Below are 23,954 nucleotides of genomic sequence, written 5' to 3' on the forward strand. Positions count from 1 at the left end.
TCAAGTCTTTGGGCAGGAGCCACTTTTTAGCGGCACATCGACGCGAGTGCGATAAGATAGAACGCCATGTCTGGCTGCGCGGTTTACGCAGGCTGGGCAAATCTGTACGACGCCGCCCGGAACGACACGGGGCGGCACAGATCCATAAAGGAGGATCACTGGTATGAGCCAGACCCGTCCCATCGATGAGCATTCCATGCACACCCGTACCTGCGGCGAGCTTCGCTTCGAGAACGTGGGCGAAGAGGTCACCCTCACCGGTTGGGTGAGCCGTCGCCGCGACCACGGCGGCCTTATCTTCTGCGACCTTCGCGACCGCGAGGGCATCACGCAGCTCACCTTCGACCCCGAGCACTCCGACGGCGATGCCTTTAAGATCGCCGAGACCATGCGTCCCGAGTGGCCCATCAAGATTCACGGCGTCGTGCGCGCCCGTGGCGAGGAGACCACCAACACCAAGCTCGCGACCGGCGAGATCGAGGTCCTGACCGACCACGCCGAGGTGCTCAACACGTCCGTCACCCCGCCGTTCCAAATCGAGGACGGCATCGAGACCAGCGAGGACACCCGCCTGCGCTATCGCTATCTGGACCTTCGTCGTCCCGAGATGATGGCCAACCTCAAGCTGCGCTCCGACTTTACCTTTGCCATTCGCGAGGCGCTGCACAACCGTGAGTTCATGGAGGTCGAGACGCCCTCCCTGTTCAAGTCTACGCCCGAGGGCGCCCGCGACTTCATCGTCCCCAGCCGCATCCAGCCGGGCAACTTCTACGCCCTGCCGCAGTCCCCGCAGCTCCTGAAGCAGCTGCTTATGGTCGGTGGCGTCGAGCGCTACTATCAGGTTGCCAAGTGCTTCCGCGACGAGGACTTGCGTGCCGACCGTCAGCCCGAGTTCACCCAGGTCGATATCGAGATGTCCTTCGTGGACCAGAACGACGTTATGAGCGCGCTCGAAGAGGTTCTTGCCGATGCCTTCGGCCGCATGGGTGTCGAGATGCCCACACCGCTGCGTCGCATGGACTATTGGGAGGCCATGGACACCTATGGCTCCGACAAGCCCGATACTCGCTACGGCATGCACCTGGTCGACCTGACCGACATCTTTGCCAACTCCAAGTTCAAGGTCTTTGCGACTGCTGCAAACGAGGAGGGCTCCGTCGTCAAGGCCATCAACGCCAAGGGCGCCGGTGCCTGGGCACGTGCCAAGATCGACAAGCTCGCCGGCGTGGCCTCCACGTTTGGCGCCAAGGGCCTTGCCTGGATCGCCTTCCGCGAGGACGGCTCCATCAACAGCCCCATCGTCAAGTTCTTCTCGGACGAGGAGATGGCCGCTCTGCGCGAGCGCATGGACGTCGAGCCCGGCGACCTTGTGATGTTCGCCGCCGGTCCGCGCCTGCTCTCCGACGAGATCCTGGGCGGCATGCGTTCCCACATGGCCAATGCGCTCGAGATCAAGCGCGAGGGCCACGACTTCCTGTGGGTCGTCAACTTCCCGCTGTTCCACTGGGACGAGGATCGCAAGGCCTATGCTGCCGAGCACCAGCCCTTCACCCTGCCGACCGAGACCGACATCGCCAAGATCGAGGCCGATCCACTGGCAGCCGGTTCGTGCACCTACGACTTTGTCATGGACGGCTTTGAGGCCGGCGGCGGCGGTATGCGTATCCACAACGCCGAGATGCAGATGTCCATGCTCAAGCTCCTGGGCTTTACCGAGGAGCGCGCCGAGTCGCAGTTCGGCTTCCTCATGGAGGCGCTCAAGTTTGGTGCACCTCCGATGGGCGGTTTTGCTCTGGGCCTGGACCGCGTGTGCATGCTGCTTACCGGTTCCGACTCCATCCGCGACGTCATGGCGTTCCCCAAGACGGCCAGCGGCTCCGACCTTATGTCGGGCGCTCCGAGTGCCGTTTCCGGCGCCCAGCTCAAGGACGTCAGCCTGCGCCTGATGTAGGCGAGCGGCTACATATTGCCCGCAACGAGGGAAGGACGCGTGCCTTCCCTCGTTTTTTATACGCCGAGATTGTGAGGGCATGGGATGACCGGGCGTTGCGGAAAGTGCGTCCCGGAATCTGCGTCCAGAACGGGTCGCGCTTTCCCAAAGGGGGTCCTCTGGGAAAGCGCGACCCAGAATTCGGCAAAATAATGGGACACAGTTTCCGCTTGAGCGGTCTAACGGAAACTGTGCCCCAGAATGAGCGCTCAAAACGGGGCAGGCTTTCCGCAACAACTGTCTGGCGAAAAGCCCGGCCCAGTTTCCTACAGCGAGTCTCTCTGAACGAGCTGCATGTGCATCACGGAGGTGGTGGGCTCGGCGCCCTTGATCATGTCGAGCGCAATGTTGGCGGCCATGTGGCCTTCTTCGCGCAGGGGCTGGCGGACGGTCGTGAGCGCGGGGACGCAGCGCGCCGCAATCTCGTGATCGTCGAAGCCGACGACGGAAACGTCCGCCGGAACAGATAGGCCTGCCTCGTTGAGTGCGGTGATGACGCCAGCCGCGATACGGTCCGATCCGCAGAGCACGCCATCGAAAGCAATCTCGCGCGCGAGGATCTGGTGCATGGCCTGATAGCCGTCTCCGCTGTTCCAGCCGGTATAGATAACGTTTGCGCCTGGGAGGTCTTCGCCCAGGACGGTGCGGTAGCCGCGCAGGCGGTCGACAACAGCGGGGTTGTCTTGCGGTCCCAACACGGCGACGATATCTTTGCGCCCGCGCTCTTTCATAGCGAGTGCCGCAAAGCGTCCACCCTCTTCGTCGTCAGAGTAGACTGTCGAGAACACATCGCGATAGGGGTGGCCCTCGAGCTGGCCGCACAACACGGTGGGTACGCCCAGCTCGCGCAGCACCTCGAGCAGCTCGCTGCCCTTGTAAGGGGAGACGTCGATCACGGCGTCGAACGAGCGGCGCTCAAAGTGCTCGCGTGCGCGGTTGCGCTCATGCGTAGAAGACGCCTGCAAGATAACGGGCAGATAGGACGACTCCGACAGTTCCTCGGTAATGCCGCTCAAAAATTCGCTATAGGTGGGGTCGCTGAAGAGCTCACTCAGGGGCTCGGTCACGAGCACGGCGATGATTTCCGTGCGCCCGACAGCGAGCGCTCGGCCGCGAGCGTTGGGGACAAAATTGACTTTCTTGGCCGCCGCACGGACGCGCTTTTTGGTTTCCTCGCTAATGCGGGGCGAATCGTTGAGGGCGCGCGATGCCGTGGAGCGCGACACGCCGGCAGCTGCGGCAACCTCGGCAAGCGTAGGTGCGGTGCGAACTGGTTGGGTCATGGCGTCTCCTGGAAAATGCGGTCGATGTTGTCACTGATACGGGCTGGTGCGGATACAGCTTACTATAGTGCACCTGAACAGCGTTCATGATATCCGGTGACAGGTGTCGTTTTGCAACCAAGCCGCAATCGAATACGTCTCGTGTGGGTGAGATATCAGCGGGCGTGGCGGTTGCCTACGAGCTTAAGAACGATGTTTTGCGTTGGGTTTCGATATTCAGGGTGACATAAGTGTCGCGGTTGTACAACCGGTTGCACCGTTAATCCGGCCAAATCGACCGTTCAGCGGACAACCGGTTGCACGGTTTTTTGCATCGCCCGTAAGATAAGGACAACCGGTTGCACAAGAATCACTACGATGACGAAGGAGCATCACCATGGACGCCATTAACGATTGGGAAAACCAAGCGCTCACCCACAGGAACCGCCTGGCACCCCATGCGTACTTTATGGGTTATGAGACCGCCGATCTCGCCGCTACGTACAGCCGCGAGCTGTCGCGCGGGTTTGTCCAGCTGTCTGGCTCGTGGCAGTTCCGCCTCTTTGAGGGCCCCGCGGCCGTTTCCGACGAGGAGCTCTCCACGTATAAGCCCGAGTGGGATCACGTTGAGGTTCCGCACCTGTGGCAGGTAGACGGCTATGGCAATCTTGCCTATACCGACGAGGGCTTCCCGTTCCCGGTGGACCAGCCGTTTGTTCCCTCCGATGACCCCACGGGCGTTTACCAGCGCATCGTCAACCTTCCCGCCATCCCCGCCGGCGCTCGCGAGATCATTCGCTTCGACGGCATCGAGAGCTATGGCGAGCTGTACGTCAACGGCCAGTTTATCGGCATGACCAAGGGTTCGCGCCTGTCTGCCGAGTTCGACGTGACCAACGCGCTCGTCGAGGGCGACAACCTGTTTGCGGTCAAGGTCCTGCAGTACAGCGATGGCAGCTATATCGAGGACCAGGATATGTGGTGGGCCTCGGGCATCTTCCGCGATGTGTACCTTATGCAGCGTCCCGCCGCGCACCTGGTCGACTTTAGGTTCCGCACGCACCGCGAGGGCGATGCCGCTCTGATCACGCTCGAGACGGTGGCCGAGGGCGCTACCCGCGTCGTGTTTACGCTCAGCGATGGCGAGAACGTGGTCACTACGGGCGAGTGCGTCGACGGCCATGCCGAGTGCAGCGTTGCCGATGCCCACTTCTGGAACCCCGAGGACCCCTTCCTCTATGACCTTACGTTTGAGGTCTACGACGGTGACGAGGTCAGCGAGTACGTTCCGCATCGCCAGGGCCTTGCCGAGGTGACGGTCGAGGGCAACCATATCTACCTCAACGGCACCTACTTTAAGATGCATGGCGTCAACCGTCACGATCACGACGATCACAAGGGCCGCGCCGTGGGCCTCGATCGCATGCGCCGCGACCTGGAGCTCATGAAGCGACACAACATCAACGCGGTGCGCACCTCTCACTATGCCAATGACCCGCGCTTCTACGAGCTGTGCGATGAGTACGGCATTATGCTGGTCGCCGAGACCGATATGGAGAGCCACGGCTTCGAGAATATCGGCAACATCGCTCTGGTCACCGACGACCCGGCATGGGAGCCGGCCTACGTCGACCGCGTCGAGCGCCTGGTGATGCAGGAGCGCAACCACGCCTGCATCATTATGTGGTCGATGGGCAATGAGAGCGGCTATGGCTGCAACATCCGCGCGATGTACGCCAAGGCTCACGAGCTCGACGGTCGTCCGGTCCACTACGAGGAGGACCGCAACGCCGATACCGTCGATGTCATTTCCACGATGTACTCCCGTGTGTCGCAGATGAACGACTTTGGTGAGCATCCCTTCCCCAAGCCGCGCATCAACTGCGAGTACGGCCACTCCATGGGCAACGGTCCCGGAGGTCTGTCCGAGTACCAGGAGGTCTTCGATCGCTGGGATTGCATCCAAGGCCAGTTTATCTGGGAATGGTGCGACCACGGTCTGGCTGCTGTGACCGAGGACGGCGTTGCCTACGACATGTATGGCGGCGACAATGGCGATTACCCCAACAACAGCAATTTCTGCATCGACGGTATGGTGTTCCCTTGGCAGCAGCCGAGCCCGGGCCTTACCGAGTATGGCCAGGTCATCTGCCCGGTTCGCATGGCTTATGACACCGAGGCGGGCGAGCTGACCGTCACGAACAAGCGCTGGTTTACTACCCTCGAGGATGTCTGCCTGTCGGCGGAGACCCTGGTAGACGGCGATGTAGTGTGCCGCAAGACGCTTATGCCCGGCGCGGTGGCTCCCAGCGAATCCGTCCAGCTGCCACTGGTGATTCGCGAGGCCGCGGTAGGCGAGACCCTGCTGACCGTGCGCGCCTACACCATGGCGGCTCACGCCTGGTGCGAGCCGATGTTCCAGCTGGGCGCAAGCCAGTTTGCCATCGCAAACCATCCGGCGCCGGCCATCGCCGCCCCCGCTCGTCCTGAGCTTACGGTCGAGGAGACCGAGCAAGAGATCCGCATTCACTCCCTCAACGGCGAGCTGACCTTCAGCAAAGTCAACGGTACCGTGAGCGAGTGGAAGGCATCCGGCCGCGACGTAATGGCCTCTGGTCCCCAGGTTGGTTTTTGGCATCCGCTCGTCGATAACCACGCCCAGGAGTATGACTCCCTGTGGAAGGACAACTTCATCGATGTGATGCAGACGTCTACCCGCAAGGTTTCTTGGAAGCAGGATGGCAATGCGGTCGTCGTTACCGTGAGCCAGCGTATCGCTCCTCCCGTCCGCGCGTTCGGCATGCGCGTCGAGCTCGTCTACACCGTGCTTCCGAGCGGCCGCGTCGACCTCAAGGTTTCCGGCGAGCCCTACGGCGATTACTCGGATATCATCCCGCGCATCGGCATCTCCTTCGAGGTTCCCGGTTGCGATCGTGCCGTTGAGTGGTACGGCCACGGCCCGGGCGAGAACTATCCGGACTCGCTGCGCGCCAACCCGGTCGGCCATTACCGCACTACGGTCGACGACATGTTCACGCCCTACGTTATGCCTCAGGACTGCGCCAACCGCGAGGGTACCCGCTGGGTTGCCCTGCGCTCCAGTCACGGTGACGGCGTGTTGGTGACTCGTCCGGCTGACGCCGCCTCCAACCCGTTCTCGTTCTCGGCATGGCCCTATAGCTGCGAGGCCATCGATAACGCCAAGCACGTCTACGACCTTGTCAAGGGTGATACGGTCACGGTCAACATCAATGACCAGCTGCTCGGCCTTGGCTCGAACTCTTGGGGTTCCGAGGTACTCGATTCCTACCGCACCCGTTTTGAGAGCTTCAGCTTTGAGGTGTCCCTGCGACCGCTGACGTCTGCCGATCTGGCTCAGGCGCTGGCACCCATTAAGGAGGCATAAGTCATGCATGTCTTTAACTCGCGCGCCGACTTCGACGCTCAGATGAAGTCTGTCAAGAAGTGGATGCGCACCGGCCAGGCGCTCGATGGTGTTGCCGACCTGCAGCACGACGTGGCGTACTCCATCGGCGACTCGTTGGTGTACTGGTGGGTGAACGCCCACGAGGCAGCTACCGCCGATCTGGTCGGTCACCGTCGCTACCATGCCGTGCTCGCCCCGCTCGATGGCGACCTGACCGTCGAGGTGGCTTCCAAGACGGATCTTACCTGCACGCGCGCCTACAGCGATATCGACGATCGCGAGCGCTTTGAGGGTACGGGGGAGACCGTGACGATTCCCGCCGGCGGCGTTGCCGTCGTCGAGATCGACGAGGCCTACCGTGTCGTGGCCGATGTCGCGGATCCCCGCGTCGTGGTACTGCACGTGACGGTTGAAGGTTATTCCTTCCCCAACAAGTAGTATTCGTCCGTTTGGGCGTTTGCTTCGCGCCGTTAAGGGGGATGGCTTTGTTGACTCCCTTTTCCCCATTCCCCTTAGCAGGTGCGCCGTCCACGATTGCGCTTGCAGTCCGGACGGTTTTAGATGAGATATAACGGATGATTGGGAGGGCTTATGAGCTCTGAAAAACGAGGAACGATTGGTTCGTTCGCTCTGCTGGGCATGACGGTCGCCGCCGTGTTCGGTATCAAGAACATCATCAACAACAACGCGGCCATCGGCTTGGCAGCTGCGCCGTCGTTCTTTTTCGCTACGCTTTTGTACTTTGTCCCCTATACCCTGGTTACCGCCGAATTCGTCGGCCTTAACAAGGACTCCGAGTCGGGCGTGTACGCCTGGGTCAAGACCTCGATGGGCGGTCGCTGGGCATTCCTGACGGCATTTAGCTACTGGTTCGTTAACCTGTTCTACTTTGCGTCCGTCCTGCCCAACGTCATCATCTACGCGAGCTACGTGTTCTTTGGTGCCAATGCCGAGCTTTCGCAGCTGTGGATCACCATTATCGAGATCGTCGTCTTTGCTATCGCCACGTGAGTTTCGACCAAGGGCGCTAAGTGGATCGGCTCCATTTCCTCCTTCGGCTCGACCGCGGCTCTCGGCCTGACTGCCGTGTTCATCTTGCTGTCCCTGGCTGCTGCCTTTGGCGGCGTCGAGTTCGCTACGGCTCCTACCCCCGCTAACATGGCTCCCGACATGAGCAACTTCGCAACTATGTGGGGCTTCTTCGGTACGCTTGCCTGGATCATCCAGGGCGTTGGCGGCGCTGAGTCTGTCGGCGTGTTCCTTAACGACCTTAAGGGCGGCGTCAAGGCCTTCGTGCGCACCGTCGTTATCGCCGGCCTGACCATCGGCCTTCTGTACGCAGGCGCTTCGCTGCTGGTCAACCTGTTCATTCCCGAGGGCGGCGTTGCCATCTCCACCGGTATCTTCGACGTATTCGGCGCTGTCTTTGCCCACTTTGGCATTCCCATGGAAGTGTCCACGCGCGTCATTGGCCTGATCCTTCTCGCTGCCACGCTGGGCTCCCTCATGATGTGGACCTCTGCTCCCATCAAGGTCTTCTTCACCGAGATCCCCAAGGGCGTCTTTGGTAGCAAGATCGTCGAGCTCAACGAGCACGGCATTCCTGCCCGCGCTGCCTGGCTGCAGTTTGCCATCGTCGTCCCCATCCTGATCATCCCGGCCCTGGGCTCCGGCAACCTAGACGACCTGCTCATGATCGTCACCAACATGACGGCTGCCACCGCTCTGCTCCCGCCGCTGCTGATCCTGCTTGCCTACTTTATGCTGCGCAAGAACTTCGATGCTGCTCCCCGTGGCTTCCGCATGGGCTCGCGCAGCTTTGGTCTGGTCGTTGCCGCATTCCTGCTTGTGGTCTTCTGCTTTGTGCTTGTCTGCGGCACCATCCCGCTCGATCAGCCGCTGTGGCTGACGCTGGTCTACAACGTTGGCGGTGTAGTTGTCTTCCTGGGCCTTGCCGTGATGTGGTACAACCGCTATATCAACCGCCTGCGCGAGACCGATCCCGAGGCCGCCGAGAGCGAGCTGCGCCCCTCCGTCCTCGACATGATGGAGTAGTGGCTAGGATTAATCTACGGCTGTGGAATAAATCGATTCCCTTTCCTAAGGAGGGGCCTTACGAGGCCCCTCCTTTTGTGTTTTGGGGCATGGTTTTGGACCCCGTGGTCAAAAAATGCCAAATATGAGTACTGTTGCAAAAGAGGTGTCATATTTTTCGGCCTGTTCTGAGCAAAAATGGGCTCAAAATCAATTTATATAACCCCCTTTAAAGGGCGTTTGACGGCTTTCAACCTCTTCGAATCGCTCAAAGGAGGCAATTTGCTCTCGATTTTGCTGCTACTAAATTGGTGACAGTACTCATATTTGCCACTTTTTGCCCACGAGGTGTTCAGAGGAGCTCTCGACAAGCATCTAACGCTACAATAACTACCACGTGGCTGGGTTTGCCGGCCGAATGTGCGATGCCGTGGGAGGGGACATGGTCGAGTTTACAAAGACGATTAAAGATCCGTTGGGACTGCATGCCCGCCCGGTTGCACTGCTCTATGACATTATTGCCAAGCATCGTAGCAACGTATCGGTCAGCATCGGCGATCGCCATACCGACGGCCGCGATGTAATGGGGCTCATGGCTCTCTACGGCGAGTGCGGCGAGGACATCATCTTCCGCATTTCGGGCGTAGACGAGGCCTCGTGCGTCACGTCGATCAGAAACCTCTCCCTCTAAACGCAACAATGTGACAAAGGGGCTGTCCCCTTGTCACACCTGTTTCATATGGGAAACTTTTTCGAAAACTGAATAGGAACCCTTTCCAAAAAGTTAACCACGTGCTAGTTTACTGTAGCGAACATAGACGTGGTTAACTTTTGCTGCGTCGATGTTGAGGACGAACTGACGTTAGGAGCACACTCATGTCTTGCGGACCGCAGATGCCGGCCATGCCGCTTTCGATGGTGAAAGCGGGCGAAACCGTGCGCGTGTCTCGTGTAAAGGGCAATGAGGACATGAAGCACCACCTCAAGGACCTCGGCTTTGTCGAGGGCAGTGAGGTTCACGTGGTGAGCTCGAGTGGCGCCAATATCATCGTCACCGTGCTGGGCGCACGCTTTGGTATCGATACCAAGGTCGCCATGCACATCATGACCGTCGGTTAGTTCGCAGCATTTCATTAAAGCTGAAAGGGGGAAAAGAATATGAAGACGTTGGGTGACGTTAAGGTGGGCGAGAGCTCTACCATCGTCAAGCTTCACGGCGAGGGCGCGCTTCGCCGTCACCTTATGGACCTGGGCCTCATCAAGGGCACTTCGTTCAAGGTCGTTAAGGTTGCACCGCTCGGAGATCCGGTCGAGATCAACGTGCGCGGCTACGAGCTTTCCATCCGCAAGGAGGAGGCTGCCGTCGTCGAGGTCCAGTAAGGGCCCGCGGCAACTATTTATGCAGATAAAGTTAGGTTTTTCTAACTTAAATTTGCAATGTTGAAGCACATTATCCAACCCGTGCGGAGAAAGCAGCGCGGGCACACAAGGAAGAAGGATTGAATGGCGGATTCTCAGATCCATGTCGCGCTGGCGGGTAACCCCAACTGCGGCAAGACCACGCTTTTCAACCTGATCACCGGCGCCAACGGCTACGTTGGCAACTGGCCCGGCGTCACGGTTGAGAAAAAGGAAGCCAAGCTCCTGAGTGACAAGAACGTCACGATTACGGACCTCCCCGGCATCTACTCGCTTTCCCCCTACAGCCCCGAGGAGCAGTGCTCGCGCGACTACCTCATGAGCGGCGAGCCCGATGTGGTCGTCCAGGTCGTCGACGCCACCAACCTGGAGCGCAACCTGTACCTGGCACTTCAGGTCATCGAGACCGGTCTGCCCGTGGTCGTTGCCCTCAACATGGCCGACCTCGTGGAGAAGAACGGCGATAAGATCGACACGGACAAGCTTTCCAAGAAGCTCGGCTGCCCGGTCATGATGATCTCGGCCCTTAAGAACAAGGGTATCAATGAGCTGTTCGAGCAGGTCAAGAAGTCCGCTGCTTCCAAGGGCCAGGTGCCGGAGCACAAGTTCGATTCTTCTATCGAGGACGTTCTGACCCACATCGAGAACAACCTGCCGGCGAGCGTTCCCGCCAACAAGCGTCGCTACTACGCCGTCAAGCTGTTTGAGCGCGATGCGGACGCCTGCAAGCTCATCAACCTCACCAAGGAGAAGGCCGATCGCGTTGAGCAGCTGGTCGCCCAGTGCGAGCAGGATTGCGACGACGATGCCGAGTCCATCATCACCGGCGAGCGCTACGGCGTGATCGCCCACATCATTGACGAGTGCCTCACCAAGGCCCCTGCCAAGATGAGCACCTCCGAGAAGATCGACCGCGTGGTTACCAACCGTATCCTGGGCCTGCCGATCTTTGTGGTCATCATGTTCTGCGTGTACTACATTGCCGTCTCTACCTTGGGCGGCACGGTGACCGACTTCACCAACGACCAGCTCTTCGGCACCGACGGCTGGTATGTGCTCGGCCAGGGTCGCGACGCCTACGATGAGGCTGTCGAGGCCGCGGGCGACGACGCCGATTCGATTGACCCGGCGGAGTACGGCCCCTATGTCCCGGGTATCACCACCGCGGTGCATGACGCTCTCGTGGCGGGCGGTACCGAGGACGGTGGTCTGGTCGATTCGCTCGTCTGCGACGGCATCGTGGCTGGCATCGGCGCCATCATGGGCTTCGTCCCGCAGATGTTCCTGCTCTTTGTGATGCTGTCTTTCTTGGAGGACTGCGGTTACATGGCCCGCGTCGCCTTCATCATGGACCGCGTGTTCCGCCGCTTTGGCCTGTCCGGTAAGTCCTTTATCCCCATGCTCGTGTCCTCGGGCTGCGGCGTCCCCGGCGTCATGGCCACCAAGACCATCGAGAACGAGAAGGACCGCCGCATGACGGTCATGACCACCACGTTCATCCCCTGCGGCGCCAAGCTGCCGATCATCGCCCTGCTCATGGGTTCCATCATTGGCGACTCTTCTACCACCGCTGCGTGGATCAGCCCGCTCTTCTACTTCCTGGGCGTCTTTGCCGTCATTGCCTCGGGCCTCATGCTCAAGAAGACCAAGCTCTTCGCCGGCCGCCCGACGCCGTTTGTTATGGAGCTTCCTGCCTACCACTTCCCGGCGATCCGCTCTTGGGCGCTGCACGTGTGGGAGCGCTGCTTCGCCTTTATCAAGAAGGCCGGCACGGTCATCTTTGCGTCCACCGTCGTCGTTTGGTTCCTCTCCAACTTTGGTAGCTACAACGGCGCCTTTGGCTACCTGCCTTCCATGGAGGGCATCCCCGAGGAGTTCATGGATTACTCCGTGCTTGCCATGTTCGGCAACCTGGTCGCTTGGATCTTCGCCCCGCTCGGCTTTAGCACCTGGCAGGCAACCGCGCTGACCGTCTCTGGCCTCGTCGCCAAGGAGAACGTTGTCGCCACCGCCGGCTCGCTGCTCTCTGTCGCCGACGCCGGCGAGACCGACCCGAGCCTGTGGACCGCGTTTGCGGCTATGTTCCCGACCATGGGCGCTTGCGTCGCCTTTGGTGCCTTCAACCTGCTGTGCGCTCCGTGCTTTGCCGCTATCGGCACCATCCGTAACCAGATGAACTCCGGTAAGTGGACCGCGATTGCCATCGGCTACGAGTGTGCCTTTGCTTGGGTCATCGGCCTGTTCATCAACCAGTTCTATAACCTGCTTGTTCTTGGGCAGTTTGGTATCTGGACGGTTGTGGCCATCGTGCTGCTGGTTGCGATGCTCTTCCAGATCTTCCGTCCCATGCCCAAGCATGCATGGACCGACGAGGACGAGACCAACACTGCTTCCGCCGCAGTTTCCGCTTAAGTCCGAATAAGGATTAGCCCCTTTTCACGAGCCCGGGTGTCCCAGTGACCCCGGGCTTTTTGGTGCAAAGGTGTCAGGTTTATCTGCACCAGGTTGGTGCAAAGTAACCTGACCCCCTTGCACCAGAAGTTAAGATGTGGCGTTTCCGCAGATAAAACCGACCAAAATATACCTGTCCCTTTTTGGCAGGTGGAAGATGGGGTAAAGTAAGTGGTGGTTAACTAGAGGAGGCTTGCTATGGCACCTATCGATATTGTTGTGTTGGCTGTTATCGGCATTGCGTTTGTCGCCGTGTGCGTGCGCATCTACCGCAAAGGCACCTGCGCCGATTGCGCTCAGGGTGGCGTTTGCACGGGACATTGCTCCAACAAAAAGACCTGCGCCGCACTTAAGGGCGTGGACAAAATCGCCGAAGACTTGGGCCGCGGTATCAAATAAAGGTCCAGGCACCCAAGCGCCTCGCGAGCATCCGTTCGCGGGGCGCTTTGCACATTTGGGGGAGAGTGTGGCGAGTTGAAGAGTATTTTTGGGTATCGCTAACTATGTGGTCAACGGCCCGCTCACCGTGGTCCATGCCGTAGCGAGCGCCAATCTCGCCGTCGAAGGCATGACCAACTACCTGGGCCTCTAACTCCATCCCGCCCATCAGTTGCGGTGAAATACAGACTGTTTTGGCCGTCAAAGGCCTTATCTACTCCGTATTCCACCGCAACTTTTTTGTGGGGTGGGCTAGAGACGCTGCATGCGGTACCCGACACCCATGTGCGTCTGAATCATCTTGGGGTGAGAGGGGTCTGCCTCGATCTTCTTGCGCAGGGTGCGCATGAACACGCGCAGGCTCGCCAGATCGCTGTCCCAGCTCGTGCCCCATATCTCGCGGGTGATGAAGGTGTGGGTGAGCACCTTGTCGACGTTTTTCGCCAGAAGGACGAGCAATTTGTACTCGGTTGGGGTGAGCGAGAGCTCGCGTCCGTCTTTCGTCGCGTATCCCGCGGCGTAGTCGATATGCAGCGGACCGTTGTCGAACGTGCTCGCTTCTGTCGATTCGCTTGACGCCATCGAGGAGCGCCTCAAATTCGCACGGACGCGCGCGAGCAACTCATCCACAGAAAAGGGCTTGGTGAGGTAGTCGTCTGCCCCTGCGTCAAGTGCTGCAATCTTGTCGGAATCTTCGGTGCGCGCCGAAATGACGATAATGGGGACTGCCGACCAGCTTCGGATCTTCGTGATGACCTCGATACCGTCAATGTCGGGAAGGCCGAGGTCGAGCATGATGAGGCTGGGGCCGTGCGACACCGCATCCATGATGGCGGCCTGGCCGTTGCAAACCTTGCTCACGACATAGCCGTGGAGGTCAAGCGCGGTCGAAACGAGGTTTTGAACGGTCAGGTCATCTTCGACCAGGAGGATGCGTGGCTTAGCGGCATTATTCATGAATCTCGATCTCCTCGGCGGGCAGGGTAAAACGGAAGACGGCCCCATGGGGGTGGTTGTCGCGAGCTTCGATGACGCCGCCATGCGCCTCCACGATGGAGCGGCAGAGCGACAGCCCAAGGCCGATGCTTCGACGCGAATCCACGGGCCGCGTATTGCGTGAGGTGAAGAAGCGCTCAAAGATATGAGGCTTGTCGCAGTCTGCCACACCCGGCCCATCGTCTGCGACGTCCACCACGACGAACGCACCCTCGCGACGTGCGCTGATGGTGACAGTCGAGTCCTCGGGCGTGTATTTGAAGGCGTTCATGATGAGATTCGTAAGCACCTGCATGATGAGATGGACGTCGATGCGTACCAGCAGGATGTCGTCAGTGTGCTCGATGGTGACGGTACGTCCATGCGATGCTTGGGCGACATGGCTGAGGGCGGCCTCGATGACCTCGTCGATGAGCTCGGATGTGAAGTTGAGGCAAATGGTGCCATCCTCGACGCGTGTGATGGCGAGGAGGTTCTCCACGGTATCGATAAGCCAGAGGGAGTCGTCGTAGATGGCATCGGCAAGATCGCAGCGTTGTTCGAGGCTGAGCTTCTCGTCGCTCTTCCGAAGGATTGCCGCAGATCCGGATATAGCCGTGAGTGGTGTCCTCAAATCGTGGCCGATGGAGCGCAAAAGGTTGGCGCGCAGCTGCTCGTTTTTCGCCAAGACCGCAGCCTCTTCGCGCTCTTGCGCCGCCCGGTCGCTTTCGAGCGCCAAGGCGCATTCGCCTACGATAGATAGGACGATCGAATGCTCGAAGGCTTCGATCTCGCGCCCCTCCAGGTCGATGCCGATGACACCGAATACCTTGTCGCCGGTGCGAACCGCGAGGTAGAGGCAGCGCGCCTCGGGCAGGGTCCGCGTGCTTGCGCCCGCGCGTTTGTTGTTGGTGTAGGTCCAGGTTGCAACAGCGCGCTCGTAGTCGGTGAGCAGCGACGCGGATCGGTTTTCGGTGCCAGCGGACTCATAGAGCGTCTTGCCGAGCGTGCCGTGTTCGGCGGTGTAGAAGACCACGTCGAGTTTTAGCAGTTTGATGAGTTGGTTCATGGCGACGCGGGCACACTCCTCCGCGCTATGGGCTTGCTGCAAGAGCTGGTTCGTTTCGAGGAGTACGCGCGTTTTGAATGCGTTCTCGGCGGAGGTACGGGCGTTGTCGGCGATGCGCGCAGTTAACTCGCCGGCGACCATAGCGGTAGCGAACATGATGCCGAACGTGACCAGATAGCTTCGGTCGTAGCTGGCGAGCGAAAACAGAGGCGTTACGAAGCAGAAGTTGTAAAGCACTACAGAGAGCACGCTCGATACGATCGTGCAGATACGCCCCGTCGTGGTGACGGCGGTCAGCAGGGCCGTGAGGATATAGAGGGATATGATGCTGGAATCGGCAAATCCCAGATGGCGGAAAGCCGTGCCGATCGCTGTGGCGACAAGAGAGAGGGCCAGCGTGCGAAGCACGTTTCGGCTGCTGGGCGGCTGCAGGGCGAGCGCATGGCGGCGTCCTTTGGGTCGGGAGGGCGGAGTCGACTGGTCTGGAATGATGTAAATGTCGAGGTTCGGGGCGAATGTTATGAGCTGTTCTACGAGAGATTTGCGGCCAAAGAGGGCCTGACGGACGCTGCTGTGCTCGCCCGTGCGCCCCATGACGATCTTCGAAATACCCGACAGGCGTGCGAACTCGGAGATCTGAAACGCGACGTCGTCGCCATAGACGGTTTCCATATGTGCTCCGAGCTGCTCGGCTAGGGCGATATTGTCTGCAAGCTTGGCGCGCTCATCATCGCTCATGGCTTGCGTGCGCGGGCTCTCTACGAACAGGGCGACGAGCTCGCTGCGAAACGCTTTCGCCATGCGTGCGGCGGCACGGACGATGCGGGGATTGGTCGGCGCCGGGGAGACACAGACTAAGATACGCTCCCTGGTGTAGTAGTCACGGTTTCCCAGCACGCGTGCGGCGTCTGTGAGGTGGCCGGTGCGATCGGCGCAGCGGCGCAGCGCGATTTCTCGGAGTGCGGTGAGGTTCTCGACGGTAAAAAAATGCTGTTGCGCTCGCTCGGCTTGTGCGGGACGGTAGACGAGGCCGGCGCGAAGGCGCTCAAGTAGGTCTTCGGGCTCTATGTCAACGAGCTCGACCTGGTCGGCATCATCGAAGATGCGGTCGGGGATTCGTTCGCTCACGACAACGCCGGTGATGGATGCAACCATGTCGTTTAGGCTCTCGATATGCTGAACGTTCACAGTCGTATAGACGTCGATGCCTGCATGTAGAAGTTCCTCGACGTCTTGATAACGTTTGTCGTGGCGAGACCCCGGCGCATTCGTATGGGCGAGCTCGTCGACAAGGATGAGCTGAGGGGCGCGTTCGATAGCCGCATCTAGATCGAACTCGCTGAGCGCAATGCCGTTGTGCTCAGCGAGTTTACAGGGCACGTTCTCAAGCCCTTGTGCAAGATGGGCAGTTGCCGGACGTTCGTGCGGCTCGATGTATCCCGCGACGACGTCGACACCTCGCCGCTTGGCGGCGTGGGCGGCTTGAAGCATCGCATAGGTTTTGCCTGCACCAGCAGCGTAGCCAAAGAAAATCTTGAGGTGTCCCCGGCTGGTTCGAGCGTCATCGGCGGCCTCGTCTTTCTCAATTGCCTTGAGGATGAGGTCTGGATTGACGCGAGTGTCCGATGCGTCGCGCTGCATAGCGTAGCCTTTCTGAAACGTTGCCCATGCGTGCATACGCGGTGAGGACGCCACTGTATGCTCGCGAGGTCGAGTATAGGCGCACTGCAGCCGCAATAGTGCTTTCTACCTGCATCTTTACGGCATCTTAAGGTCGTGAGCCCCGGCCCTCACGCCTCTTTAATCTCTAGAAGCGTTTACTGTCCCCAGGCGCTTGCGAGAGCAGGCGTCCGAGACATCGGACCGCGCGTGAAAGGGGCGGTAAATGAACATCCTCATTCCCATCATCGGAGTCGTCTGCATTGGACTCCTTATCTATTACATCTACATTCTGATGAGGAGTGATTCGTAAACTATGGACGCTGCGATTCAGTACATCTTGTACTTTGCCGTGCTCGTCGTCCTGGCCGTTCCGCTCGGTCGGTTCATGGCCCATATCATGGATGGTGAGCATACGTTCCTGTCGCCTGTGATTGCTCCTGTGGAGCGTGGCGTCTATCGTCTGCTTCGCATCGACGCGGCAGAGCAGATGGGGTGTAGGCGCTACCTGGCGAGCGTGCTGGTCTTTTCGGGGATCGGCCTCGTGGTCCTTGTGGCACTTCAAGCGCTTCAGTCCTTCTTGCCAGGCAATCCCCAGCACCTGCCGGGTGTGCCATGGGACCTGTCGTTCAATACGGCTGCTTCCTTCATAACCAACACCAACTGGCAGTCCTACTCCGGCGAGACCACCCTGTCCTACCTTGTGCAGTTCATGGGTCTCACCGTGCAGAACTTCGTTTCCGCTGGCACCGGTATCGCGGTCATGTTCGCGCTGATTCGTGGCTTCCGTCAGGTCAAGGAGCAGAGCTTGGGTTCCTTCTGGGTCGACCTCACCCGCACCGTCCTGTATGTGCTCATCCCGCTGAACCTCGTGTTCGGCATCTGCCTGGCTGCCGGTGGCGTCATCTCCAACTTCCAGCCGGCTCAGAAGGCTGAGCTCGTAGAGCCCGTCGCCGTCCAGCCTAATGCAGACGGCGGCTGGAGCGTCCTCGACGGCGCCCAGATCGAGGGCGACACGGTCAAGGTCGACGGCAAGGTTGTCGAGGGCGCACGCGTGGTCACCGAGCAGTTCCTGCCCCAGGGTCCTGCGGCTCCTCAGGTCGCCATCAAGCAGTCCGGAACCAACGGCGGCGGCTTCTTCGGCGTGAACTCCGCCCATCCGTATGAGAACCCCAGTGCCTTCACCAACATCATCGAGATGACCAGCCTGCTGCTGATCCCGGCTGCCTGCTGCTTCACCTTCGGTATCGGCGTCAAGAACACCAAGCAGGGCAAGGCCATCTTTGCCGCCATGTTCATCCTGCTGGTGATCTTCACCGGCATCATCGCCGTCAACGAGCATGCGGGCACCCCGCAGCTGGCCGATGGCGGAGCGGTCAATATCGAGATGACCGACGGCCAAGCCGGCGGCAACATGGAGGGCAAGGAGAGCCGCTTCGGTATCGTCACCTCCTCCACGTGGTCGGCTTACACCACCGCCGCTTCCAACGGCTCGGTTAACTCCATGCACGACTCCTACACCCCGCTGGGCGGTTTTGTCCAGATGCTCCAGATGGCTCTGGGCGAGGTTGTCTTCGGCGGCGTGGGCTGCGGCCTGTACGGCATGATCGGCTTCGCCATCCTCACAGTGTTCATCGCCGGCCTTATGGTCGGCCGCACGCCCGAGTTCCTGGGCAAGAAGATCGAGCCGGGCGAGATGCGCTGGGCAGTTGTCCTGTGCCTGGCAACTCCGTTTGCCATTCTGGTGTGCTCGGCCATCGCCTGCATGGTGCCCGGTCTTGCCGACCAGCTCAACAATGGTGGCGCGCACGGCTTCTCCGAGGTGCTGTATGCCTTCACCTCATGCGGCGGCAACAACGGCTCGGCGTTTGCAGGTATGAACTGCAACATTCCCTGGATCAACGTCATGCTCGGCCTCGAGATGCTGTTCGCCCGCTTCATGCCCATCATCGGTACGCTGGCTATCGCCGGCTCGCTGGCCAAGAAGGGTAAGGTCGCCGAGAGCGCCGGTACCCTGTCTACCACCAACGGCATGTTCGTATTCCTGCTCGTGTTCATCGTTCTGCTGATCGGTGCCCTGAGCTTCTTCCCGGCCCTGGCGCTTGGCCCCGTTGCCGAGTTCTTCCAGATGATTGCGTAAAGGAGGGCGCAGATTTATGACTATGCAAAAAGACATGATGGGCCGCGCGGTCCGCGACTCGTTTGCCAAGCTGGACCCTCGCGTCCAGATTCAAAACCCGGTCATGTTCCTGGTGTGGCTTTTAGCCGTCATGACCTCCGTCCTGGTCGTCGCTTCCATCTTCGGTGTGCGGGACGCGGGTGTGCCCACCTACTATGTGGTCGCCATCGCGGTCATCCTGTGGCTCACCGACCTGTTCTCGAACTTCGCCGAGGCGTTTGCCGAGGGCCGCGGTAAGGCTCAGGCTGATTCTCTGCGTGCGGCCAAGAAGGATGTCGAGGCCCATCGCATCGAGTCCGTTGAGGACAAGGAGCACTTCACCGTCGTTCCCGGCACCGAGCTCACGCGCGGCGACCTGGTGATCGTACGCGCCGGCGAGCAGATTCCCGGCGACGGCGACGTCATCGAGGGCGCTGCCTCCGTTGACGAGTCCGCCATCACCGGCGAGTCCGCCCCCGTGGTCCGCGAGGCCGGCGGCGACCGCTCTGCCGTTACCGGCGGTACCACGGTGCTGTCCGACTGGATCATCGTCAAGATCTCCAGTGAGCCCGGCCAGAGCTTCCTGGACAAGATGATCGCGATGGTCGAGGGTGCCGCGCGCAAGAAGACCCCTAACGAGATCGCTCTGGAGATCTTCCTGGTGGCCCTTTCCATCGTCTTTATTCTGGTCACGCTGGCCCTGTATTGTTACTCCTGCTTCTCGGTCGGTCTTAACGACATGGTCAACCCCACGGCCGTGACCACGCTCGTGGCGCTGCTCGTGTGCCTGGCTCCCACTACCATCGGCGCCCTTCTGTCCGCCATCGGCATCGCCGGCATGAGCCGTCTGAACGAGGCCAACGTGCTGGCCATGTCTGGCCGCGCCATCGAGGCCGCCGGCGACGTCGACATCCTCATGCTCGACAAGACCGGCACCATCACCCTGGGTAACCGCCAAGCCGCCGAGTTCATCCCGGTCGACGGCGTCGATCCCGCGGAGCTGGCCGATGCCGCCCAGCTTTCCTCGCTGGCCGACGAGACCCCCGAGGGCCGTTCCATCGTCGTGCTCGCCAAGGAGCAGTTCGGTCTGCGCGGCCGCACGCTCGAGGATAAGGGCATGGAGTTCATCCCGTTCACCGCGGCAACGCGTATGTCCGGCGTGAACTACGAGGGCAATGAGATCCGCAAGGGCGCTGCCGATTCCGTGCGCACCTATCTGGAGGCAGCCGGCGGCGTGTTCTCCCAGGAGTGCGAAGAGGCCGTCGAACGCATCGCCAAGGCCGGCGGCACCCCGCTGGTCGTGACCAAGAACTGCCGCGTGCTGGGCGTTGTGTACCTCAAGGACATCATCAAGTCCGGCGTTAAGGAGAAGTTCGCCGACCTGCGCAAGATGGGCATCAAGACCATCATGGTGACGGGCGACAATCCGCTCACCGCCGCGGCAATCGCCGCCGAGGCCGGCGTTGACGACTTCCTGGCCGAGGCCACCCCTGAAGGCAAACTCGAGAAGATCCGCGAGTTCCAGCGTGAGGGTCACCTGGTCGCCATGACCGGCGACGGCACCAACGACGCGCCCGCTCTGGCCCAGGCCGACGTCGCCGTGGCCATGAACACGGGCACCCAGGCTGCCAAGGAGGCCGGCAACATGGTCGACCTCGACTCCAGCCCCACCAAGCTCATCGAGGTCGTGCGTATTGGCAAGCAGCTGCTCATGACCCGCGGCTCGCTCACGACCTTCTCGGTGGCCAACGACGTGGCGAAGTACTTCGCTATCATCCCGGCCCTGTTCTCGCCGATCTATTCGGGACTGGGCGCCCTCAACATCCTGAGCCTCACCAACCCGTTGACGGCCGTGCTGTCCGCCATCATCTACAACGCGCTGGTCATCGTCGCGCTAATTCCGGCGGCTCTCAAGGGCGTCAAGTACCGCGAGGTTCCATCCGGCCAGCTGTTGACCCATAACCTGCTGGTGTGGGGTCTGGGCGGCATCGTGGCGCCGTTCGTATTCATCAAGATTATCGACATGCTGCTGGCCTTGTTCGGCATTGGCATGATGTAGACGGAGGTTTGTATGTTCAAAGGTATCGCATCGCGCGCACTTGGCGTGTTCGCGCTGTTTACCATCGTCTGCGGCCTGGGATACACGCTCGTGGTGACCGGCGTCGTGCAGCTTGCGTTTCCGTACCAGGCGAACGGATCGCTTATTACGGTCGACGGCAAGGTTGTGGGTTCCGAGCTCATCGGCCAGAACTTCGATGACGAAGCCCACATGTGGGGTCGTATCCAGAACGTGTCAATTGTCGAAGGCGAAGACGGCGAGCTCATGGCGTATGGTGCCCCGTCCAACCTGTCCCCGGCGAGTGAGAAGTATCGGCAGCTTGTGGATGCGCGCGTGAAGAAGATTCGCGCCGCCAACTCCGATGCCGATATGGACGCTGTGCCCGTCGACCTGGTGACGTGTTCGGGGTCCGGCCTCGACCCGGAGATCTCTCCGGATGCCGCCGAGTACCAGGTCCCGCGCCTTGCCAAGGCCACGGGCAAGAGCGAAGACGAGGTGCGCGAGATCATCGCCCAGTGCACCAAGGGCCGTTTCCTCGGCGTGTTCGGCGAGCCCACGGTTAACGTGCTCAAGGTGAACCTTATGCTGGACGGCGCGCTGTAAGTGAGGGAGTGGCGGATGAGGGCATGACTGACTATCTGAGCCCTCAATTCCACCCCGCCCATCGGTTGCGGTGAAATACGGACTGTTTTGGCTGTCAAAAGTCTCATCTACTCCGTATTCCACCGCAACTTTTTTGTGAGGGTCGGGATTGAAGGTGGGGAGTGCGAGCGAGTGCGAATGCGGCGGATACTGATACGATAAGTACGTTAGTAACTGCCGCCGAGCGGCTCAAACGAAAGGAAGCCTGCATGGAGTCTTCTGCCTATCCAATGCTCTTTAGCCCGATCAAGGTCGGTACGACCGAGGTCAAGAACCGCGTCTTTATGCCGCCAGTGTCAACCAACCTGGCCGATCATGGCTATGTGACCGACGACTTGGTCGATCATTACCGCGCCCGCGCCAAGGGCGGCGTGGGCCTCATCATCACCGAGGTCGTGACGGTCGAGCCCACCTATACCTATCTGCCGGGTGACATGTGCTGCTACGACGACACGTTTATCCCCGGCTGGGAAAAGCTCGCCGCGGCCGTCCACGAGTACGGCTGCAAGATCATGCCGCAGCTCTTCCACCCCGCCTACATGGCCTTTAACATTCCAGGCACGCCGCGCCTGATCGCCCCGTCCTTTGTGGGCCCGTCCTATGCCCGCGAGGCACCGCGTCCCATCACGGTTGACGAGATCCACGAGCTCACGCATCAGTTCGGCGACGCTGCCGTGCGTATGCAGAAGGCCGGCGTCGATGGCGTCGAGGTCCATGCGGCGCACGCCCACGGTATGCTCGGCGGCTTTTTGACTCCGCTCTACAACAAGCGTACCGACGAGTACGGCGGCTCGCTCGACGCCCGCATGCGCTTCCTGCTCGAGGTCATCGCCGAGATTCGCGAGCGCTGCGGCAAGGACTTCATTATCGACGTCCGTATCTCGGGCGACGAGTACACCGATGGCGGCCTGACCCTCAACGACATGATCTACGTCTCGCGTCGCCTGGAGAAGGCCGGCGTCGACATGATTCATGTGTCGGGCGGCACCACCATCAAGCGTGGCTCCGCAATTCCCGCCGCCGGTACGCAGCAGGCCTCGCATGCCGCCTGCTCGCGCGAGATTAAGAAGCACGTCAACATTCCCGTTGCCACGGTCGGCCGCATCAACGAGGCCTGGATCGCCGAGGAGCTGATCGAGGACGGCGCCGCCGACATCTGCATGATGGGCCGCGCCAATCTGTGCGATGCCGAGTTCTGCAATAAGGCGGCTGCCGGCAACGCCGACGAGATCCGTCCCTGCATCGGCTGCCTGCGCTGCCTGAACGGCATCATGTTTGGCAAGCGCATCTCCTGCACCGTCAACCCGGACGTCGAGCGCGACGAGGCCGGCTACGAGCCTGCCGCCGAGGCCAAGAACGTGCTCGTCGTGGGCGCCGGTCCCGCTGGCATGGAGGCGGCCTACATTGCCGCCAAGCGCGGCCATAACGTGGTGCTCGTGGATAAGCAGGACGAACCGGGCGGCGAGATGCGCATCGCGGCCGTTCCGCCGGCAAAGCAGGAGCTCACTCGTGTGATCAAGTACCAGTACCGTCGCCTGGCCGAGGCCGGCGTCACGTGCGTATTTGGCACTGAGCTTACTGCCGAGGACATTCAGCGTGACTACGCCGGCTACGAGGTCGTCCTAGCTTATGGCGCCGAGCCCATCGCTCCGGCCTTCATGCAGGGCTTTAAGCAGGTTATGACGGCTGACGACCTGTTGGGCGGCAAGGCTTTTCCGGGCAAGAAGATCGTCATCGTGGGCGGCGGCACCGTCGGCTGCGAGACGGCCGATTACCTGGCCCCGTTGGTCAACGACCTGTCGCCGGCCAATCGCGATGTCACCGTCATCGAGATGACCAAGACGCTCGCCGCCAACGAGGGCGGTGCCGGCCGCGCGGTGCTCATCACGCGCATGCTCTCCAAGGGTGTCCACGTGCTGACTGAGGCCAAGGTGACCGAGATTACCGAGGATGCTATCAGCTACGAGAAGGACGGCGAGGTCCACACCATCACCGGTGCCGATACGCTGGTGCTTGCCATGGGCTATCGTCCCAATACCAAGCTGGCAGACGACCTGGCTGCAGCCGGTGTTGCCACCCACGTGCTGGGCGATGCCAACAAGTGCGGTAACATTCGCGACGCCATCGGCGATGGCTACAAGGTTGCCTGCGAGCTCTAGTTAACCCTTTGTTGCGTGGGGGCCAGGTTACTTTGCGCTAAGTTGATGCATGTAAACCTGACCCCATTGCACCATTTGATAAAACGCAAGCGCTCGCTGCCTGCGTTTTATCAAAGAAAGATTATTGTCGAGCCTTAAATGCCTTTTGTTTGTGTGCCTTCCGCAATCATATTGCGGTTGTAGACCAGGTGCAGATACATCGCATCGTGAGC

The 23,954-nt window shown here is 60.5% G+C and carries 15 protein-coding genes and 1 pseudogene; 13 read left to right on the forward strand and 3 right to left on the reverse strand.

The window, feature by feature from the left end; genetic code table 11:
- The first annotated feature begins 163 nt into the window (after positions 1-163).
- Complete coding sequence (aspS, locus tag DW925_RS01455) at positions 164-1,951, forward strand: aspartate--tRNA ligase (protein ID WP_117770446.1); 1,788 nt, start codon at positions 164-166, stop codon at positions 1,949-1,951.
- Positions 1,952-2,256: 305 nt separating this feature from the next.
- Here the strand turns inward: aspS and DW925_RS01460 are convergent, their stop codons facing one another.
- Positions 2,257-3,273 carry a LacI family DNA-binding transcriptional regulator gene (locus DW925_RS01460; RefSeq protein ID WP_117736199.1) on the reverse strand — a complete coding sequence of 339 codons (1,017 nt, stop codon included), beginning with the start codon at positions 3,271-3,273 and terminating at the stop codon, positions 2,257-2,259.
- Positions 3,274-3,649: 376 nt separating this feature from the next.
- Between DW925_RS01460 and DW925_RS01465 the strand changes: the two genes are divergently transcribed.
- From DW925_RS01465 to DW925_RS01500, 8 genes and pseudogenes are all read left to right on the forward strand, one after another.
- Complete coding sequence (locus tag DW925_RS01465) at positions 3,650-6,658, forward strand: glycoside hydrolase family 2 TIM barrel-domain containing protein (protein ID WP_117790218.1); 3,009 nt, start codon at positions 3,650-3,652, stop codon at positions 6,656-6,658.
- Between the two features lie 3 nt (positions 6,659-6,661).
- Positions 6,662-7,117, forward strand: coding sequence for a hypothetical protein (locus tag DW925_RS01470; RefSeq protein ID WP_117790219.1), 456 nt, complete (start codon positions 6,662-6,664; stop codon positions 7,115-7,117).
- 153 nt (positions 7,118-7,270) lie between these two features.
- Positions 7,271-8,734: pseudogene (locus DW925_RS01475) on the forward strand (amino acid permease).
- 421 nt (positions 8,735-9,155) lie between these two features.
- Positions 9,156-9,404 (forward strand): HPr family phosphocarrier protein, encoded by a 249-nt coding sequence (locus DW925_RS01480; RefSeq protein WP_117634215.1) that lies wholly within the window; start codon positions 9,156-9,158, stop codon positions 9,402-9,404.
- Between the two features lie 185 nt (positions 9,405-9,589).
- The gene (locus DW925_RS01485; protein ID WP_233502896.1) at positions 9,590-9,832 is read left to right on the forward strand and encodes a FeoA family protein; all 243 of its coding nucleotides are present in this window, start codon (positions 9,590-9,592) and stop codon (positions 9,830-9,832) included.
- 39 nt (positions 9,833-9,871) lie between these two features.
- Positions 9,872-10,093, forward strand: coding sequence for a FeoA family protein (locus DW925_RS01490; protein ID WP_006234774.1), 222 nt, complete (start codon positions 9,872-9,874; stop codon positions 10,091-10,093).
- 123 nt (positions 10,094-10,216) lie between these two features.
- The gene (locus DW925_RS01495; protein WP_117790220.1) at positions 10,217-12,544 is read left to right on the forward strand and encodes a ferrous iron transporter B; all 2,328 of its coding nucleotides are present in this window, start codon (positions 10,217-10,219) and stop codon (positions 12,542-12,544) included.
- A 237-nt stretch (positions 12,545-12,781) separates the two neighbouring features.
- Positions 12,782-12,982, forward strand: a complete 201-nt coding sequence (locus DW925_RS01500) for a hypothetical protein (RefSeq protein ID WP_035136858.1) — start codon at positions 12,782-12,784, stop codon at positions 12,980-12,982.
- Positions 12,983-13,273: 291 nt separating this feature from the next.
- On the opposite strand, the gene DW925_RS01505 is transcribed toward DW925_RS01500, so the two are convergent.
- Both DW925_RS01505 and DW925_RS01510 read right to left on the reverse strand, forming a co-directional pair.
- Positions 13,274-13,978 carry a response regulator gene (locus DW925_RS01505; protein ID WP_117583373.1) on the reverse strand — a complete coding sequence of 235 codons (705 nt, stop codon included), beginning with the start codon at positions 13,976-13,978 and terminating at the stop codon, positions 13,274-13,276.
- Complete coding sequence (locus tag DW925_RS01510) at positions 13,971-16,706, reverse strand: sensor histidine kinase KdpD (RefSeq protein WP_117583372.1); 2,736 nt, start codon at positions 16,704-16,706, stop codon at positions 13,971-13,973. Before DW925_RS01510 ends, DW925_RS01505 begins: the two co-directional genes overlap by 8 nt.
- A gap of 334 nt (positions 16,707-17,040) precedes the next feature.
- Between DW925_RS01510 and kdpA the strand changes: the two genes are divergently transcribed.
- The 4 genes from kdpA to DW925_RS01530 all read left to right on the forward strand — a co-directional run bounded on the left by kdpA (position 17,041) and on the right by DW925_RS01530 (position 23,742).
- Positions 17,041-18,864: a potassium-transporting ATPase subunit KdpA gene (gene kdpA / locus DW925_RS01515; RefSeq protein ID WP_117628962.1), complete on the forward strand. Its 1,824-nt coding sequence runs from the start codon at positions 17,041-17,043 to the stop codon at positions 18,862-18,864.
- Positions 18,865-18,880: 16 nt separating this feature from the next.
- On the forward strand, positions 18,881-20,941 hold the full coding sequence (gene kdpB, locus DW925_RS01520; protein WP_117790221.1) for a potassium-transporting ATPase subunit KdpB: 2,061 nt from the start codon (positions 18,881-18,883) through the stop codon (positions 20,939-20,941).
- Positions 20,942-20,953: 12 nt separating this feature from the next.
- The gene (kdpC, locus tag DW925_RS01525) at positions 20,954-21,544 is read left to right on the forward strand and encodes a potassium-transporting ATPase subunit KdpC (RefSeq protein ID WP_117583369.1); all 591 of its coding nucleotides are present in this window, start codon (positions 20,954-20,956) and stop codon (positions 21,542-21,544) included.
- Positions 21,545-21,792: 248 nt separating this feature from the next.
- Positions 21,793-23,742, forward strand: coding sequence for an NAD(P)/FAD-dependent oxidoreductase (locus DW925_RS01530; RefSeq protein ID WP_117583368.1), 1,950 nt, complete (start codon positions 21,793-21,795; stop codon positions 23,740-23,742).
- Positions 23,743-23,954 lie beyond the last annotated feature (212 nt).

The organism is Collinsella sp. AM43-1 (genome assembly GCF_003467925.1).
Lineage (GTDB): Bacteria > Actinomycetota > Coriobacteriia > Coriobacteriales > Coriobacteriaceae > Collinsella.